The 15998-nt window shown below is 73.3% G+C and carries 12 protein-coding genes; 4 read left to right on the top strand and 8 right to left on the bottom strand.

What is annotated here, in order from left to right; all coding sequences use genetic code 11:
- Window positions 1-9: 9 nt before the first annotated feature.
- The gene (locus QSK15_RS10895; RefSeq protein ID WP_285794046.1) at window positions 10-1584 is read right to left on the bottom strand and encodes a Na+/H+ antiporter; all 1575 of its coding nucleotides are present in this window, start codon (window positions 1582-1584) and stop codon (window positions 10-12) included.
- Window positions 1585-1696: 112 nt separating this feature from the next.
- Window positions 1697-5023 carry an ATP-binding protein gene (locus QSK15_RS10890; protein WP_285794045.1) on the bottom strand — a complete coding sequence of 1109 codons (3327 nt, stop codon included), beginning with the start codon at window positions 5021-5023 and terminating at the stop codon, window positions 1697-1699.
- 138 nt (window positions 5024-5161) lie between these two features.
- Between QSK15_RS10890 and QSK15_RS10885 the strand changes: the two genes are divergently transcribed.
- The 3 genes from QSK15_RS10885 to QSK15_RS10875 all read left to right on the top strand — a co-directional run bounded on the left by QSK15_RS10885 (window position 5162) and on the right by QSK15_RS10875 (window position 7252).
- The gene (locus QSK15_RS10885; RefSeq protein ID WP_285794044.1) at window positions 5162-6040 is read left to right on the top strand and encodes an alpha/beta fold hydrolase; all 879 of its coding nucleotides are present in this window, start codon (window positions 5162-5164) and stop codon (window positions 6038-6040) included.
- 367 nt (window positions 6041-6407) lie between these two features.
- Window positions 6408-6857, top strand: coding sequence for a hypothetical protein (locus tag QSK15_RS10880; RefSeq protein ID WP_285794043.1), 450 nt, complete (start codon window positions 6408-6410; stop codon window positions 6855-6857).
- A complete protein-coding gene (locus QSK15_RS10875; RefSeq protein WP_285794042.1) occupies window positions 6854-7252 on the top strand; it encodes a hypothetical protein in 399 nt (132 codons plus the stop codon). The genes QSK15_RS10880 and QSK15_RS10875 overlap by 4 nt, the downstream gene beginning before the upstream one ends.
- Window positions 7253-7319: 67 nt before the next feature.
- Here QSK15_RS10875 and QSK15_RS10870 read toward each other — a convergent pair whose 3' ends face one another.
- The 3 genes from QSK15_RS10870 to QSK15_RS10860 form a co-directional block, all read right to left on the bottom strand.
- Window positions 7320-9476 carry a hypothetical protein gene (locus tag QSK15_RS10870; protein WP_285794041.1) on the bottom strand — a complete coding sequence of 719 codons (2157 nt, stop codon included), beginning with the start codon at window positions 9474-9476 and terminating at the stop codon, window positions 7320-7322.
- Between the two features lie 8 nt (window positions 9477-9484).
- Entirely contained in the window at window positions 9485-10690 is a 1206-nt protein-coding gene (locus tag QSK15_RS10865) for a low temperature requirement protein A (RefSeq protein WP_285794040.1), read from the bottom strand.
- Window positions 10691-10786: 96 nt separating this feature from the next.
- Window positions 10787-11728 carry an SDR family NAD(P)-dependent oxidoreductase gene (locus tag QSK15_RS10860; protein ID WP_285794039.1) on the bottom strand — a complete coding sequence of 314 codons (942 nt, stop codon included), beginning with the start codon at window positions 11726-11728 and terminating at the stop codon, window positions 10787-10789.
- A gap of 131 nt (window positions 11729-11859) precedes the next feature.
- On the opposite strand from QSK15_RS10860, the gene QSK15_RS10855 reads away from it, so the two are divergent.
- The gene (locus tag QSK15_RS10855; RefSeq protein ID WP_285794038.1) at window positions 11860-12702 is read left to right on the top strand and encodes a helix-turn-helix transcriptional regulator; all 843 of its coding nucleotides are present in this window, start codon (window positions 11860-11862) and stop codon (window positions 12700-12702) included.
- A 16-nt stretch (window positions 12703-12718) separates the two neighbouring features.
- Here QSK15_RS10855 and QSK15_RS10850 read toward each other — a convergent pair whose 3' ends face one another.
- From QSK15_RS10850 to QSK15_RS10840, 3 genes are all read right to left on the bottom strand, one after another.
- Window positions 12719-13486: a TetR/AcrR family transcriptional regulator gene (locus tag QSK15_RS10850; RefSeq protein WP_285794037.1), complete on the bottom strand. Its 768-nt coding sequence runs from the start codon at window positions 13484-13486 to the stop codon at window positions 12719-12721.
- 143 nt (window positions 13487-13629) lie between these two features.
- On the bottom strand, window positions 13630-15264 hold the full coding sequence (locus tag QSK15_RS10845) for an MFS transporter (RefSeq protein WP_285794036.1): 1635 nt from the start codon (window positions 15262-15264) through the stop codon (window positions 13630-13632).
- On the bottom strand, window positions 15258-15953 hold the full coding sequence (locus QSK15_RS10840) for an SDR family NAD(P)-dependent oxidoreductase (RefSeq protein ID WP_285794035.1): 696 nt from the start codon (window positions 15951-15953) through the stop codon (window positions 15258-15260). Before QSK15_RS10840 ends, QSK15_RS10845 begins: the two co-directional genes overlap by 7 nt.
- Between the last annotated feature and the right edge of the window lie 45 nt (window positions 15954-15998).

Genomic DNA, 15998 nt, shown 5'->3' with positions numbered 1-15998 from the left:
GGCCGACCGTCACTCGTTCGGCCCGCGCCCCAGCAGCCGGATCTCCTCGTTGTCCAGCGCGGCTTGGAGTTCCTGCAGCACCAGGTCGTCGATCTCCCGGTTGTCGCGCAGTCGGGTGACCTCCCGCCTCTTGTGCGCGAGGACGCCGAGGCGCAGCCGCCGTTCCAACCGGCGCTCATCGGCGGTCGTCCCGCCGCTCTCGTTGAGGTCCTCCAGGTGCCGCTGGTACTCGACCTCCAACCGACGCACCGATTCACCCTCGGCGCCGATCTCCGCGGCGACCTGCGGGAGGGCGGCCAGGCCCACCTCGGTGGCCCGACGCCGGGCGTGCCGGGTCTCGTCGACGCGTTCCGGGTCGCCGCTCAGCCCGGCCCAACGCACCACCAACGGCAGGGTGGTGCCCTGCAGCAGCATGATCAGCACGATCACCAGTGCGGTGACGAAGATGATCAGATCGCGTTCAACCACCGGTCGACCGTCGACCATCACCGTCGGGACGGCCAGCGCGGCGGCGAGCGACACCGCGCCCCGGAAACCGGACCAGCCCGCGACCGTCCCCACCCGCCAACTCGACGGCCCCTGGCTCGGGTCCATGATGCGACGCCGCCGCAGCCTCGCGACCTGCGCGGTCAGGTAGACGAAGAGCAGCCGGGTGCCGATCACGACCACTGTCACCACCAGCACGATCAGCAGCGCCCGCTGCGGCGACGTGCTGGTGATGCCCTGCACGGCGCGGGGAATCTGCGTGCCGAGCAGGACGAACAACCCACCGTTGATCAGGAATGTGGACAGGTCCCAGAACGCGTACGCGAGCACCCGGGACCGGGCGCGGATCACCCGCGGGCCGGCGTAGGCCAGCACCAGGCCGGCGACCACCACCGCCAACACACCGCTGGCGTGCACCGAGTCGGCGAGCAGGAAGGCGCCGAACGGCGTCAGAACGCTGAGCGCGCCCTCGCGCAGCGGATCGTCGAGCCGCTTGCGGATCAGCACCACGGCGGCCCCCACCAGCAGACCGGCGACCACCCCGCCGACGCTGGCGCCGACGAACTCCTCGCCGATGCCCAGCACGCCCGGCTCGCCGCTGTGGCTGAGCAGCGCCACTGCCACCGCGAAGATCACCAGTGCGGTGCCGTCGTTGACCAGGCTCTCCGCGTGCAGGGTGGTGAGCAGCTTGCGGGGCAACCGCTTGGCCAGACCGGTGACCGCGGCGGCGTCGGTCGGCGCGAGGACCGCGCCGAGCACCCAGGCGGCGGCGGGGTTCACCCCGAACGCCTGCGCGGCGAACGACACCGTGACCATGGTGAGCACCACCAGCACCACGGCGAGCAGCCCGATCACCGGCAGGTTGGCGCGGATCTCGCGCAGGCTGATGGTGAGGCTCTCCCGGTACAGGATCGCCGGCAGGAAGATCAGCAGGACCAGATCCGGTTCCAGGGTGACCTCGGACAGCGGCGGGGTGAACCCGAGCAGCACGCCCAACGCGATGAGCAGGACCGGCGGGGCCACCCGGTACCGACCGCCAAGGGTGGTACCGACAAGCACTGTGGCACCGAGCACCACGATCAGGACGAGCGCCTCCACGCCTACCCCCTCGGACCACGGCCGACGGCGGACGCGCCGGTGGCTCCATCTGACCGCACCGGTCGGTGCGGTCAGATGGAAACCGGCAAGTTGTGGTGGTCGCGGGTGTGGATCAGGCCACGGCACGGGCGCGGGCGGTCACCGCACCGGCCGTGCGACGGTGTTCGGCCGCTTCCTCGTCCCGGCCCAGGGCGGCGGCCAGGTCGGCGAGGTACCCGGCCACCGGTCCGACGGTGAGCACCCCGCTGCCCGCTGCCAACTCGCCGGCGGCCGGCAGCAGTTCGGCGTGGACCCGGGTCATCGTGGCCCGGTCGCCGAGGACGCACGCCGCCCGACCGACGAGGCAGAGCCGTACCTCCCGCAGCAGGTCGTGCGGTCCCTCGGGAAGCGCCCGCAGAGCGGCTGCGGCGGCGTCCCGCTCACCGGCGGCGAGCAGCAGCAATGGTCGGACCCACGGTTCGTGCGGACCCCAGTCCAGGTCCGCCCGGTCGTCAGCGCCGGTGATCAGCCGGTCGGCACCGGCGCCGGTGGCCGGCCAATCGGCGCCGATGGTGTCGGCCAGCCGCAGGCCGAGCAGTGCCAACGGGAGCAGGCCCCGGGTCAGCCCCGGCATGCCGTCGGCGCTCGTGCGGTCGGCTGCCGAGGCGTACGCCCGCGCTGCCGCGGCCGAGTCGCCGTCGAGCGCCAGCCGCAGTGCGGCGTACCACCTGGTGAAGACGCCGACCAACGGCAGCTCGTACCGCTCGGCGAGATCGTCGGCGGCGCGTGCGTGGGTGTCCGCGCCGGGCCGTTCGGCCAACGCGCAGCTGGCCTGGACCAGGACGAGGTGACCGAGCACCTCGAAGGTCACCAGGTGGTGCCGGACGGCCAGGTCGACAAGGTCGACGCCGATCCGGGCCCGCGCGTCGGCCAGGCCGACACGGTGGAAGGAGTGCATGAAGCGGGCGTTGAGCGCGAAGGCCACCAGCCCCGGATCGCCGATCCCGCGGGCGATCGCCTCGGCCTCGTCGGCGGCACGGCGGCCACGATCGGTGGTGGTGCCGCGCAGTTCCAGCGCGAGGGTGCTCAGCAGCCGGCTGCGCTGCGCCGAGCGGACCGGGCCGAGCGCTGTCAGCGCGTGTTCGGCGGCCCGGACGATGTGCCCGGAGAGCACGTCGTCGTCGTTGCGCGTCCAGCTGGCGGGCACGTCGAAGCCGGCCAGCGCCTCCTGGATCAGCTGGGGGTCGCCGGTGGACTCGGCGGCGGCGATCGCCTCGGCGCGCCGTCGCCGCGCCTCGGCCAACCGGCCCGTCACCGCCAGCGCCCGCCCCAGGCCGAGCAGCGCGGTCACCCGCCCGCCCGGCTCGACCCCACCGGCGCGGTCGTACGCGTCGATCGCCTGACCCCACAGCCGGGCCGCCTCATGGGGATTGCCGCCCCGTTCGGCCCGCTCGGCCGCCAGCCGGGCGTACCTCGACGCCTCAGCGGCCGCGACCGGCCCACCGGCACGCAGCAGGTGGTACGCGAGGGCCGCCGGTTCGACGGGTTCCCGCTGGCGCAGCACCTCGGCGACGGCCGCGTGCCAGGCGGCGCGACGCGACGCGGACAGGTCGGCGTAGAGCGTGTCGCGAACCAGGATGTGGGTGAAGCGCAGCCGCCCGTCGGGCTCCCGCTCGCTGAGGAATCCGGCTGCCAGGGCACGGTCCACGGCGTCCAGCGCTGCCGCCGGGTCGCCGGCCAGCACGCCCAGCACGTCCGGGTCGAGGTCCCGGCCGAGCACTGCCGCCTGGCGCAGCACGGTACGGGTCGGGGCGGGCAGCTGCGCCAACCGGTGCCGGATCACGTCGCGTACGCCGGGCGGCACGGCGGCCAGCCCCGACTTCCCGGCGGCCGCGTACAACTGGGCCAGTTCGCGGACGAAGAAGGGGTTACCGCCGCTGCGCCTGTGGATCGACCGGGCGGTGGCCTGGTCCAGTTCCGCCCCGACGATGGCGCCGGCCAGCTCACCGGTCGCCGACGCGGGCAGGCCGGCGAGATACTCCCGGACCGGCTCCAGCCCGGCGGCGCGGGCCAGGGTGGCGGTCAACTCCGGGCTGATCTCGGTTGCCCGGTAGGTGCCGAGGATCAGCACCGGCCCACTGGCCGGTTGCGGGCCGGTGAGCAGCGCGGTCAACAGGTCCAGGGTGTCACCGTCGGCGCGGTGCAGATCGTCGAGGACCAGGAGGACCGGCCCCCGGTCGGCGACCGCCGTGAGCAGCGACGCCACCGCGCGGTGCCGGCGGAACCGCACCGTGGCGGGGTCGGCCGGTGCCGCCGGGTCGTCTTCCGGGTCGGCGGTGACGACGGAGGCGTTCGGCCCGGCGAGCGCGTCGGTGATCTGGGTCCAGGGCCACGCCGGCGGGGCGCCCTCGTACTCCGGGCTGCGTCCCCACGCCGTGGTCCAGCCCTGGGCGGCGAGTTGCCGGGTCACCGCCTCGGCCAGCGCCGTCTTGCCAGCGCCCGGGTCGCCGCTGAGCAGGGCGAGTGTGGGCTGGTGGCTTCGGGACGCAGCCTCGGCGGCGCGTCGCAACCGCTCCAGCTCGGCGGCGCGGCCGACGAACGGACGCTGCCCGGCCGCGACGGGTCGAGCCGGTTCCCCGACGCCGGGGAGGGCCGGCCGGTCGACCGGTGGGGTGAGGTGCGGGGCCTGAGCCAGGATGTCGGCTTCCAGTTGTCGCAGCTCCGGTCCCGGGTCCACGCCCAGCTCGGTCACCAGGACGTGGCGGGCCTCCCGCAGCGCGGCCAGCGCGTCGCCCTGCCGGCCGGCGCGGTAGCGGGCCACGGCGAGCAGTCGCCAGGCGTCCTCGCGCAGCGGGTAGCTGGCCAGGTGCGCCGGTAGGTCGGCGGCGACCTCGTCCGGTCGGCCCACCGCCAGCAGCGCCTCCGCCCGCCGTTCGACGGCGAGCATCCGCAGCTCGTTCAGTCGGTTGATCTCCGCGACCGCCCAGGACTCGTTGGCGCAGTCGGCGTACGCGGGCCCGCGCCAGAGTTCGAGCGCCGCGTCCAGCGCGGCCAGGGCCGGTGTGGGACGGCCGGCCGCCAGCAGGTCGGCCGCCTCGCCGACGGCGGCCTCGAACCGTCCGGCGTCCACCGCGTCCGGGGCGACCTTCAGCACGTACCCGGGTGGTTCGGTGACCAGGATCCGGGGCGGCTGCCGGGGTGGCCGATCGGGCTCCAGGGCCCGGCGCAGGTCGGCGACGAAGGTCCGGATGGCGCCCACCGCGCCGTCCGGTGCGACCTCCCACAGGTCGTCGACGAGACGTTCCACCGGCACCACCCGACCGTGGGCGATCAACAGCCGGCCCAGCACCAGGCGCTGCCGGTGCCCCCGCAACGGGACCGGGCCGTGCTGGGTCGCGGCGATCACCGGCCCGAGTACGCCGAAGGTCACCGCGACGGGCGCCGTCAGCTGCCTGGTCATGGCACCACCCTAGGCGGGCGGCCCGGCCGGCACTGATCCGACGCTGACCGGGTGCTGATCACCGGCGGGCAGGCTCGACGAGGTACGACGGCGACGGGCCACCGCCCGCGCCGGCACTGCTCACCAGGAAGGTTCCCCGTGGACCCCAGGATCAACGGATTCGACTACCGACGCGTCACCGTCGCCGACGGGGTGACGCTCAACGCCGCCGTGGGAGGTTCCGGGCCGGCGATCGTGCTGTTGCACGGCTTTCCGCAGACCCACCTCATGTGGCGGCACGTCGCGGCCGACCTGGCCGCCGACCACACGGTCATCTGCCCCGACCTTCGCGGCTACGGCGACAGCGACAAGCCGCTCGACACCGACGGCACCGGGTACGCCAAGCGCACCATGGCCGCCGACATCGTGGCGCTGGCCGGCGCGCTCGGTCACGACCGGTTCGCGTTGGCCGGGCACGACCGGGGCGCCCTGGTCGCGTTCCGGGCCGGCCTCGACCACCCGGCGGCGATCAGTCAGCTGGCCCTGCTCGACGTGCTACCCACCCTGGACATGTGGGACGTGCTGCACGGCACCAGCGCCGCTGTCGCGTTCCACCTGTACCTGATGGCGCAGCCGCCCGGCCTGCCCGAGAAGCTGATCGCCGGCAGCCCGGACGCGTTCTTCGGGCACTTCCTGGACATCTGGACCCGTGACCCGGAGGCCCTTCCGGCGGACGTGCGGGCCGCGTACCTGCGGGCGTCCCGCCAGGCGGTCCCCTCGATCGTCGCGGACTACCGGGCGTCGGCCGGGATCGACGTGACGCACGACGCCGCGGACCGGGCGGCCGGCAACCAGCTGCGGATGCCGGTGACGGTGCTCCAGCAGGACTGGGGCGCGGCGCTGGGCTACGACGCGGCGGCGGTGTGGCGGGCCTGGGCGCCGGACCTGGAGCACCAGACGGTCAGCTGCGGACACTTCATGGCGGAGGAGGCCCCGGCCGAGGTCCTCCGGGCGGTGCGCGCCCTGCTCGCGCGTTGATCGATCGGCGGCCCGGTCACCCCACTGTCACCCTCGGCAAGATATCCGACACCCAGCGTCGGCGAGGTCGTGGAGCGACCGGGTCGCCGCTTGCCGCGCCCCTGCCGCCCAGAGACGGCAGGAATGCGCTCTGACCTGCGGCAATACGACGTTACGCCAGGTGGACGGCAACCGGTCATCGGTGCTACACAGGCAGATAACGGCAGCCAACGACGTCTGGTCGCTCCCTCTTCTCGCCCAACGACCGTCAGCGGGCAACGCACCACCGGGGCCTCGCCGCACGGATCGCCGCCCGACAGCGCGGCCCACCCAACGGCACTGGTCCGCCGGCCACTGCCGGACGTCGGTCCTGGACCAAGGAGTTGCCGTGGGAAACCTTCGTATCCGATCCCGCCACCAGCCGTACGAGATCGCTGTCCTGGCCGCGGCGTCGCTCTGCGGCGTACTGATGCTGACCCTCAACGTCCGTCCGACATCAGTTCAGACGTCCATGCCGGCACCCATCCAGGTGGCCTGGGAACTGGGGTTGATCGCGGTGGGCGTGGGTGGGTTACTGGGCATCGTGTGGCCCGGCCGGCTGTCCACCGGGCTCGGCCTCGAACTCGCGTCGGTGCTGGTGCTCGGCACGATCACCGGCATGTACGCGGTAGCCGTACTGGTCATGTCCGGCCGGAACTCCCTCGTCGCGACCTCGTTCGTGATGGCCGTCACTGTGGGATCGCTCTGGCGGGCCGCACAGATCGCCATCGACCTGCGCCGTCTGGCCCGCGCCTGCGAACTCGTCAGCTACGAACAGTTGCGGACAGGTGTCACGTGAACAGCTCATCCCCGCCGGCGGCACCGCAGTGGGTGCAGGTGGCGCTCAGCGTGCTCGGCATCCTCGGCGGCGGCACCGGCCTGGCCGCGATCGCCGCCGTGGTGGTGCAGCGGGGCAAGTTCAAGGCCGACGCCGCCGACACGCTCACCGAGGCCGCCCTCACCCTCGTGCAACCGCTGCAGACCCGGATCACCCAGTTGGAGGGCGAGGCGCTCAGCGCCCGGTCCGAGCTGGGCACGCTCCGCGAGCAGGTCAACCAGTTGCAGTTCGTGGTCCGGGTGCTCACCCGGACGCTGGACCGCTGGCGGGCCGCCATCCGTGCCCCGGACGCCACACTGCGAAAGGTCCGCGCGACGGTGGCGGAGTCCGACCGGATCCCCGAGATGGACCGTTGACCCCGGCGCGGTCCAGCACCACTCCCGCGTTCGGCGCAACTCGGCGCCGCCCGGCGGCCGGCGCCGCTCAGCCTGCGGCACGGAGGCGTGCGATCAGGTCGTTCACCGCCGCCCGGAAGTCGGGGTCGCTTTCCCCCGGATGATGCCCCCGTAGCGCTGGCGCAGACCGCTCCCCCGGTGCCGGCAGCAGGTCCGTCGGGTCCCGCAACCGCCGGTCGACGTGACTCGCCGGATCGGCCGGGTCCGGAGGCGGATCGCCGGGCCGGTGTGCGGCAAAGACCCACCCGCCGACCGGGTCGGTGTCCCGCCAGAGGTTGAGCCACCGCCAGCCGACCCGCTCCCCCACCTCACGAAGCATCTCCTCGTTGAAGTAGGCCGGAAAGAGCCGGGCGTACAGGCGGTCCAGCGGTGACCCGTAGGTGAGCAGGGCGACCCGTCGACCTACCTGCGGGGGCAGCCGCAGCACCGCGAGAGCGAGCAGCGCGGACCCGTGGCTGTGCCCACAGAGCAGCACCCCGACGTGACGCTCGGCGAGCTGGCTGATCCGGTCGGCCAACTCCGGCACCGCACGGTCGGCGTAGCTCGGCGGCGCGAACGGATGCGCGGCCCGAGGCCAGAAGGTGCCCAGGTCCCACAGGATGCCGACGTGCCGACGGAACCAGCCGGTCCGATAGGCGAATACACCACCGGCCAGCAGTGTGAGCGCCAACGCGGCGATGAGGTAGCTGCTCCCGTTGAGCCCCATCTCGACGACTCCGGCCGGCAGCCCGAGGAACCGTCGCGACAACTCCTCCGGATCACGCCCGGTGCCCCCCACCAGACTCGTGGTCAGGCCGACCACCCCGAGCGCCGCGTACGTGACGGCCAGCAGACCCAACCACTCGGTGAACCGGGCCCGGGCGACGGTCTTCGTCGTCACCCGCAGCCGACCGACCGCCTCCGGCGGCACGACCGGGAAGTCGTGGGCGGTGATGGCCGCCGCCGCCCGCAGCCGACGCCGCCGGGACACGACCGTCATCGCGGCGCACAGCAGCGCCGCCGCGACGAAGTGCAGGAAGAAGGCCAGCAGCGTCCAGCGGTACGGCAACGGTGGCCCCGCGGCACCGCGGTAGCCGCCGAGCAACTCCCCGCTCTGGTAGACGAGGTCGGCGGAGAGCCCGCCGGCCAGGCCGACCGCGATGGTGGCGAGGACCGCCGCCCCCAGACCACCGGGCAGCGCGGACCGGCCGCCCACCCGACCGTGGTGCCCCAGCACCACCCCGCTGAGCAGTACCAGCAGGGCCATCTGGCCGAGCAGTGCCCCGCCCGCGATTCCGCCGTAGCCGGGCAGTCCGGTCGCCGGCGACCAGCCCCGCGGGTCCGCCGCCACGACGACCAGGGTCGCCACGCACAGGCCGGCCGCCGCGCGGGCGGTCCAGCTGGCCGTTCGCATGGTCGCCGGCCGGTCGATCACCCCCGGAGCGACGAGCAGGCCGACGCAGGCCAGCAGCACCACCGCGTTGAGCGCCAGCAGCAGCGTCGTCCCGAACGTCGCGCCGCCGACGTGGCGGGCCGTGAGCAGCACGAGATCGAGTACGGCGAGCGCGGCGGCGACATGGATCGCGCGCAGCCGGCGCACCAACGGCTCCATTGCCCACAGTGGATGCTCTGTCCGGCCGGGCCGTCGGTTGCCGAGTAGGCACAGGAGCGCGATCGCCGCGATCGGCAGGAGCGCCAGCACGGCCAGCCGCTCCCCGACGTCCCGGCCGTCGAGCCCGGCCATCGTGTCGAAGGGCGGGCGACAGCGGGCCGCGCCGAGACACCGCCAGGCGATCAGGTCCAGGGCGACCCCGGCGACGGACACCACGTACAACACGGTGAGGTTGAGCGCGAGGAGCCGACACAGCACGTCGACCCCGGCTGCGCGGCGGCGGCCCGTGGGTCGCATCCACACCGCCACGTTGCCGAGCATGAACGGCAGCAGGAAGACCATAGCGAGGGTCCGGCCGACGGTGCCGGTTGGCAGGTCACCCCAGCGGTACGCCTCCAGCGTCACCCCGCCCGGTTCGGCGTCGGCCGATCGGGCGTCGCGGTGGAAGCCCCCGCTGTCGTCGCCGGCGACCTGCCGGACCTGCGGCCGGTCGAGGATGACAGTGGGGTCGGCCCCGGACACACCGTGCACCCGCAACTCCACCACGTCGGATCGTCGCGGCTGGTCGTCGTGGGGTGGTCCTTTCGCCGGCATCGGGGCGGCTACCCGGCTAGCCGTTGGTCGGGTGCGTCGCGCTCACGGACCTGACGGATGAATCGCCACATTCCCGGCATCGCGTCGATGATGACGATCAGCAGCAGCAACCCGGCGACGACAGCGCTGCTGGCCACCTGCGGAAGCCGTACGGTGGCCAGCCCGCCCACGATGATCGCCGGCACGCCGACCAGCCGCGCCCAGGGCCTGCTGCCGTCGACCGCCGCCGCGAGCAGGATCCGGGCGGTCAGGGCCAGCGCTGGGCCGATGACGCCCACGGCCAGCTGCCCCGAGTCGCTTGCGCGGGGGTCGTCGATAGTCATCTCCATGGCCACCGAGGTGGCCAGCACCCCGGCGATCATGACGAGGTGCAGGTAGCCGGCCAGCAGGGTCAACCTGCTGCCGGGTGGGCCCTCCGCCTCGATCCTGGCACCGAGCCGCGCGCCGGCGGGCACCAGGTAGAGCCGGGCCAGGGCCACCGCGGTCACGAACGCCAGGGCGAAGGCGACAGTGCTGTCCCGGTCCAGGCCGGAATCGCTGTAGGTGACGCCGGAAGTCAGGATCAACTCGCCCAGGGCGATGATGAAGATCTGTTGGTACCGCTCGGACAGGTGTCTGCCGTTCACCTGCAGTTCCGGCCAGGTGCTCCGTCCCAGCCCCGGGAACGGCCAGCGCAGGCGGGCCAGGGAGTACTCCAACACGATGGCCAGTGCCCAGAGCACCTCCCGGGCCGGGGCCACGGCCGCCCCGACCACCCAGAGCACGCCGGAGATCGCGAACCAGACCGCCACCCGCAGGCTGCGCACCTGTAGCGGATGCCCACGCAGGGCGGGGATCAGGATCGCCGCCCGGCCCAGGTGAATGGCGACGTAGGCGACGGCGAACACCATGGCGTGTCCCCCGTCGAACACGGTGGGCACCGCCGCAGCCATCAGCAGGCCGCCGAACATCACCCAGATCAGCAGGATGACGATCAGCGGGGCCCGGGGGTCGAACCAGTCCGCCGACCAGGCGGTCACGAACCACACCCACCAGAGCGCCGCCAACATCAGCAACACCTGGAAGCCACCGGTGAAGCTGAGGTCGTCGAGCAGTGCCCGGGACAACCGGGTCAGCGCGAAGATGAACGCCAGGTCGAAGAAGAGCTCCAGGAATGACGCCTTGCCCGGGTTCTCCCGCCGGAGCAGCAGCCGTCCCGGGAGCCTGCCCGCCATCGCCATCCTTCCCCGGCCGCAGCTGCCACCGCCGCCCCAGTCGTACCACCCGGACGGCCGGGCCTGGGCTGGTTCCGCCGAGCCCGGCCGTCGTGGTCAGCGGCCGGTGCCGACGCCGCGCCGCGCGATCAGGTCGGACGCCACGGCCCAGAGCCGCTCGGCGTTGCCGGGGTCGACGGCGTAACCGGCCACGCCGCTGTAGTCGGCCGGCCGCTCGCTGACGACCGGGGCCTCGGCACAGTCCTCGAAGTAGCGACCCCCGACGCCGTCCAGCAACGGGGAGGCTGCGAGCAGCACCGAGGTCGCCGCGCCCTGTTGCGGGGTCTTCTGCCGTTCCTTGGGCGTACGCAGGCCCCCGGTGTGCTTCTGCAGGCCGGTGGCGATGGCACCCGGGTTGAGCGCGTTGGCGTGGATGCCCTCGCCCGCCCAGCGGCGGGTAACTTCCACGGCGAGCAGCGCCTCGGCGCTCTTGGACTGCCCGTAGGCCAGCAGCGGGTCGTAGGGCCGGAACGCGAAATGCAGGTCGTCGAAGATCACCGGGGAGAAGAGGTTGCCGCTGGAGCTGACCGACACCACCCGGGCGCCGCCGGCCGCGGCGAGGGCGTCGTGCAGGCCGACGGTCAACGCGAAGTGCCCCATGAAGTTGGTGGCGAACTGCATCTCCCAGCCTTCGGCGGTGCGCTCCAGCTCGGGCAACGCCATGATCCCCGCATTGTTGACCAGGATGTGCAGTGGCTGGTCCCAGTCGGCGACGAACTGGCGTACCGACTCCTGGTCTGCCAGGTCCAGCGCGCGGACGGTGACCCGCTGCGCGCCGATGCTGGCCGCGATGTCGGCGGCGGCCTGCTCACCCGCCGCGACCCGGCGGACCGCGAGCACGACGTCGGCGCCGGCGGCGGCGAGCGAACGCGCCGTCTCGACGCCGATACCGGCGGCGCCGCCGGTGACGACGGCCCGCTTGCCGGTCAGGTCGACCCCGGCGAGGACCTCGTCGGCGGTCGAGGCGAAACCGAAGGGGGTGGTGATGCGCTCTGTCATTGCTGTCCCGTCTCTCGATCACGCTTACCCCGACACTGTCACCCCGGGGGCCGGGGCTAGCCGGTTCCCTGTTTTTCCTGGTAGTGACAGGACCAGGCTGGGCGGCCGGTGGCTGCTCCTACGATGGGCGGGTGAGCACGTCCGGCCCGCTCGGCGAATACCTGCGTGCCCGGCGCGAGCTGATCGGCCCGGGTGACGTCGGGTTGCCCGCGCACGGCCGTCGACGGGTCCCCGGCCTGCGGCGCGAGGAGGCTGCCCTGCTCGCCGGCATCAGCGCCGACTACTACCTGCGGTTGGAGCAGGGGCGTGACCGACACCCGTCGACGCAGGTGGTCGAGGCGCTGGCCCGCGCGCTGCTGCTGGACGCGGACGCGGCGGCGCATCTGCACGGCCTGGCCCGGCCGGTGCCGGCCCGCCGTAGGGCGCGACCGTCGGAGCGGGTGCCGGTGGGCATCCGGCAGTTGGTCGGTTCGTGGGCCGAGACGCCCGCCTTCGTACACGGGCGGCACCTGGACGTGCTCTTCGCCAATCCCGTCGCGACCGCGCTGGCACCGATCTTCACCGCCGGGGTGAACCTGCTGCGCGCGGTCTTCCTGGACCCCAGCGTGCCCGCGCTCTACCCGGCTCTGACGGCGGTCGCGGCCAACGCGGTGGCTGGCCTGCGCGCACAGGTCGGCCCGGAGGTGGACGACCCCCGCCTCATCGAGTTGGTCGAGGAGCTGACGGCCGGCAGCGAGCGGTTCCGGCGGTTGTGGGCCCGACACGACGTGACCGCCCGTGCCGGCGGTGGGGTGCGGGTGTTCCAACACCCACAGCTTGGCGAGTTGGCGCTGCGCTACGAGAAGTTGACCATCAGCGGCACCACCCAGTCGCTGGTGATCTACCACGCCGAGCCGGGCAGCCCGTCGGCGCGGTCACTCGCCCGGCTGGCCCGCAGGGTCGGCAGGGCGGCGGACCGGGGCGCGCCGCGCTGACCCGCACCCGGCCTGGCTATCGGTTGGCCGCCCGCTCGGCGACCACCACCGAGATCCCGTCGAGGACGCGTTGCAGACCGAACTCGAACGCGTACTCCGGGCCGTACGCGGCGCCGTGCTGCTGGCCGGCGGCGGTACCGACCCGGGAGGCGATCGGGTAGGCGCCGGCCGTCATGAACCGCTCCAGCCAGGGCGCGTGCGACTGCCACCACTGGCCGTCGGTCATGCCGGTCTCGCGCTCCAGGTCGACCACCTCGGAGGCGGCGCGCGCGGCGCTCTTGACGTGACCGAGCACGAGGGTGAGCACGGCGTCGATCTCGACGTCGGTGAGCCCGATGTCGACGATCGCGGCGAGCTCGTAGTCGTACTTGGCCATCAGGTGCGGGCCGAGGACCGGTCGGGTCGTCTCGGCCCGCAGCATCCAGGGGTGGCGCTGGTAGAGCGCCAGGTTGTCGCGGGCGATCCGCTCCAGCCGGGTGCGCCAGTCGCCCTCGACGGCGGGTCGCGGCATCTCGCCGTACGCGGTGTCGATCATGACGGCGACGAGTTCGGCCTTGCCCGGCACGTAGGTGTAGACGGACATCGTGCCGACGCCCAGCGCCTCGGCGACCCGGCGCATGGTCAGCGCGTCGAGCCCCTCGGTGTCGGCGATGTCGATCGCGGCCCGGACCACCCGGTCGACGCTGAGCGCCGGGCCGGCGCTGCGGCTGGTCGGCTCCCGGGTGCGCCAGAGAAGGGCCAGGCTGCGGGCCGGGTCCGCGGTCGTCTTACGCTCAGTCGCCATAGTCCCGCCATGCTAACCGCAGGTGCCGTACGTCGTACCGGGAGCGGCGGCCACCTTCGCCGAGTGGCTGGGCGCGGCGCTGCTGGGCGAACCGGTCGACGTCCGGCGTGGACCGTTGCTCGCGTTGACGGTGCTCGCAACGGTCAGAGCGCCTCGCGGTCGTCGGAGAGCGTGGGGCCGGCGGCGGCGGGCACCAGGTGTCGGACCTCCGGCTCCCCGTCGGTCAGCTCCCGGGCCCGTTGCTCGGCCGCGCGATCCTCACCGGTCAACCGGCCGCCGTGCTGGCGCAGGTGCTCGTCCCAGGACGGCACCAGATACACCTCGACGAAGCGATCCACCGTCTCGGCCGGGCGGAACAGCCCCCAGCGCATCGCCCCGGTCCGCTGCCGCGCGCCACGCACCAGGTCCATCGCCGCCAGGAACTGTCGGGCCCGCTCCGGCCGCACGGTGTACTGCACCGTCACCAGCACCGGCCCCACCCCGGGGTCCGGTTCGTGCGCCAGGTGCAGCTGTGGCCAGTACGCCGCCGGTTCACGGTTCACCGACCGCAGGTCGGGCAACGGCCAGATCCGGCTCGTCAGGGTGCCGAGCAGCATCAGCGCCGCCGCCGCCAGGTACGCGATGAACAGCCCGGCCATGTCGGCCACCAACCCCCAGAGCAGCGCGCCGACCGCCTGCCCACCGGCGAAGCACACCTGGTAGACGGCCAGGCCCCGGGCGCGTACCCAGCTGGGCAGGAAGAGCTGCATCTCGGCGTTGACGTTTGCCAGCACTGTCACCCAGGCCATCCCGGCGGGCAGCAGGGCGAGCAGCACCAGTGGCACCACCGGCACGGTGCCGACCACCGTCAGCGCCACCGTGAACAGGGCCCCGGCGATCAGCAGGAGCTGGTTGGCCGACAGCCGGGTGCGGATCACGGCCAGCAGCACACCGCCGGCGATGGCGCCCACACCGAGGGCGGCCAGCAGCACCCCGTACCCGCCGGAGCCCAGCCCCAGCCGGCGACTCGCGACCAACGGCAGCAACGCCCACAACGCGCTGGCCGGGACCACGAAGACCAACGCGCGGCGCAACAGCCGGCGTACCGTGGGCGAGTGGCGGACGTAGCGGCTACCGGCGCGTAACGCGGCGGTGAACCGCTCGGGCACCTCGACCGCGCGGGCGTTGTCGGGCCGCCAGCGCCACAGCGCGTACGCGAAGACGCCGAAGGCGACCGCGTTGATGCCGAAGACCGGGGCGACGCCGGTACGGGCGATCAGCACACCGGCCACCGCGGGCCCGACCGCCCGCGCCACGTTCACGCTGATCGAACCGAGGGCGGACGCCGACCGCAGCTGGTCCTGCGGCACCAGCTCCGGGATCACCGCCGCCCAGGCCGGCAGGGTCAGCGCCTGCCCGACCCCGAACGCGAAGGTGAGAGTGAGCAGCAGCGCAGGCGGCATCCGGTCGGTCAGGGTGAGCAGCGTCAACGCCACCGCCACCGCCACCAGGAACAGCTGCACGGCGATCAGCAGGTGCCGGCGGTCGAAGCTGTCGGCCAGCACCCCGGCGGGCAACGCCAGCAGCAGCACCGGCAGCAGACTGGCGGTCTGCACCAACGCGACCAGGGTGGGGGCGTTGGAATGGTTGATCAGCAGCCACTGCGCACCGACGGTCTGCATCCAGGTGCCGATGTTGGCGGCGAGCAGGGCCAGCCACAGGTTGCGGTAGACCGCCGTGCGCAGCGGCGCCCACGCCGAGGCCGGACGGTCGGCGGGTCCGGCTGCGGCCGTCACCACCGCCCGTCCGCGCGCAGCACGCGCTCACCGGAGACGTAGAGGTCGTCGGGTTCGAGCAGCAGCAACCGGACGACCTCGGTGGCGACCTGTTCGGGCATGGCGTACACCTCGTCGAGGAACTCGGCGCCCACCCTTTCCTGCAGTCGGGTCGGCATCGGCCCGGGGTGCAACTGCATCACCTTGACCCGGTTGCTGTGCTGGGCCTCGGCCAGCGAGTCGACCAGGCTGTTGCCGTAGCTCTTGGTGGCCCGGTAGACGGGGATGCCGGGCCGGGGGGCCGCCAACGCCAGTGCGCCGATGTAGACGACGTTGCCCTGGCCCTGCCGGTGCAGGTGCCGCACCGCCTCCCGCAGCAGGTACGTGATGCCCAGGACGTTGATCTCCACGGCCCGCCGGATGTGCTCCACCGACAGCTCGCCCAGGTCGCCGCCCGCCCACATGGAGGCGCAGGCCGCGACCCCGTCGATGGTGCCGTAGCGCTCGACCACCCCGGCGAAGGAGTCGCGGACCTGCTCGTAGGACGAGATGTCGCAGACCGCCCCGTCGCAACCCAGCTCGTCGGTCGCGGCGGCGACCTCGGCCGGCACGTTGCCGAACACCACGACCCGGTGCTCGTCGACGAGCAGTCGGGCCACCGCGAGGCCGAGGCCGCTGGTCCCGCCGACCACCACGAAGGTTCTGGCACCCATGTCTCTCCAGCCGCCGCCGACACAGGTCACGCGGGCCGCGTGACG

The organism is Micromonospora sp. NBRC 107095, from assembly GCF_030269705.1.
Classification (GTDB): domain Bacteria; phylum Actinomycetota; class Actinomycetes; order Mycobacteriales; family Micromonosporaceae; genus Micromonospora; species Micromonospora parva.
Note: the sequence above shows the minus strand (reverse complement) of the source record. Positions and strands in the feature narration are given on the sequence as shown.

Coding starts and splice junctions, on each gene's coding strand:
- QSK15_RS10890 (WP_285794045.1), bottom strand. CDS start 5,023: ATGACCAGGCAGCTGACGGCGCCCGTCGCGGTGACCTTCGGCGTACTC.
- QSK15_RS10870 (WP_285794041.1), bottom strand. CDS start 9,476: ATGCCGGCGAAAGGACCACCCCACGACGACCAGCCGCGACGATCCGAC.
- QSK15_RS10865 (WP_285794040.1), bottom strand. CDS start 10,690: ATGGCGGGCAGGCTCCCGGGACGGCTGCTGCTCCGGCGGGAGAACCCG.
- QSK15_RS10860 (WP_285794039.1), bottom strand. CDS start 11,728: ATGACAGAGCGCATCACCACCCCCTTCGGTTTCGCCTCGACCGCCGAC.
- QSK15_RS10850 (WP_285794037.1), bottom strand. CDS start 13,486: ATGGCGACTGAGCGTAAGACGACCGCGGACCCGGCCCGCAGCCTGGCC.
- QSK15_RS10840 (WP_285794035.1), bottom strand. CDS start 15,953: ATGGGTGCCAGAACCTTCGTGGTGGTCGGCGGGACCAGCGGCCTCGGC.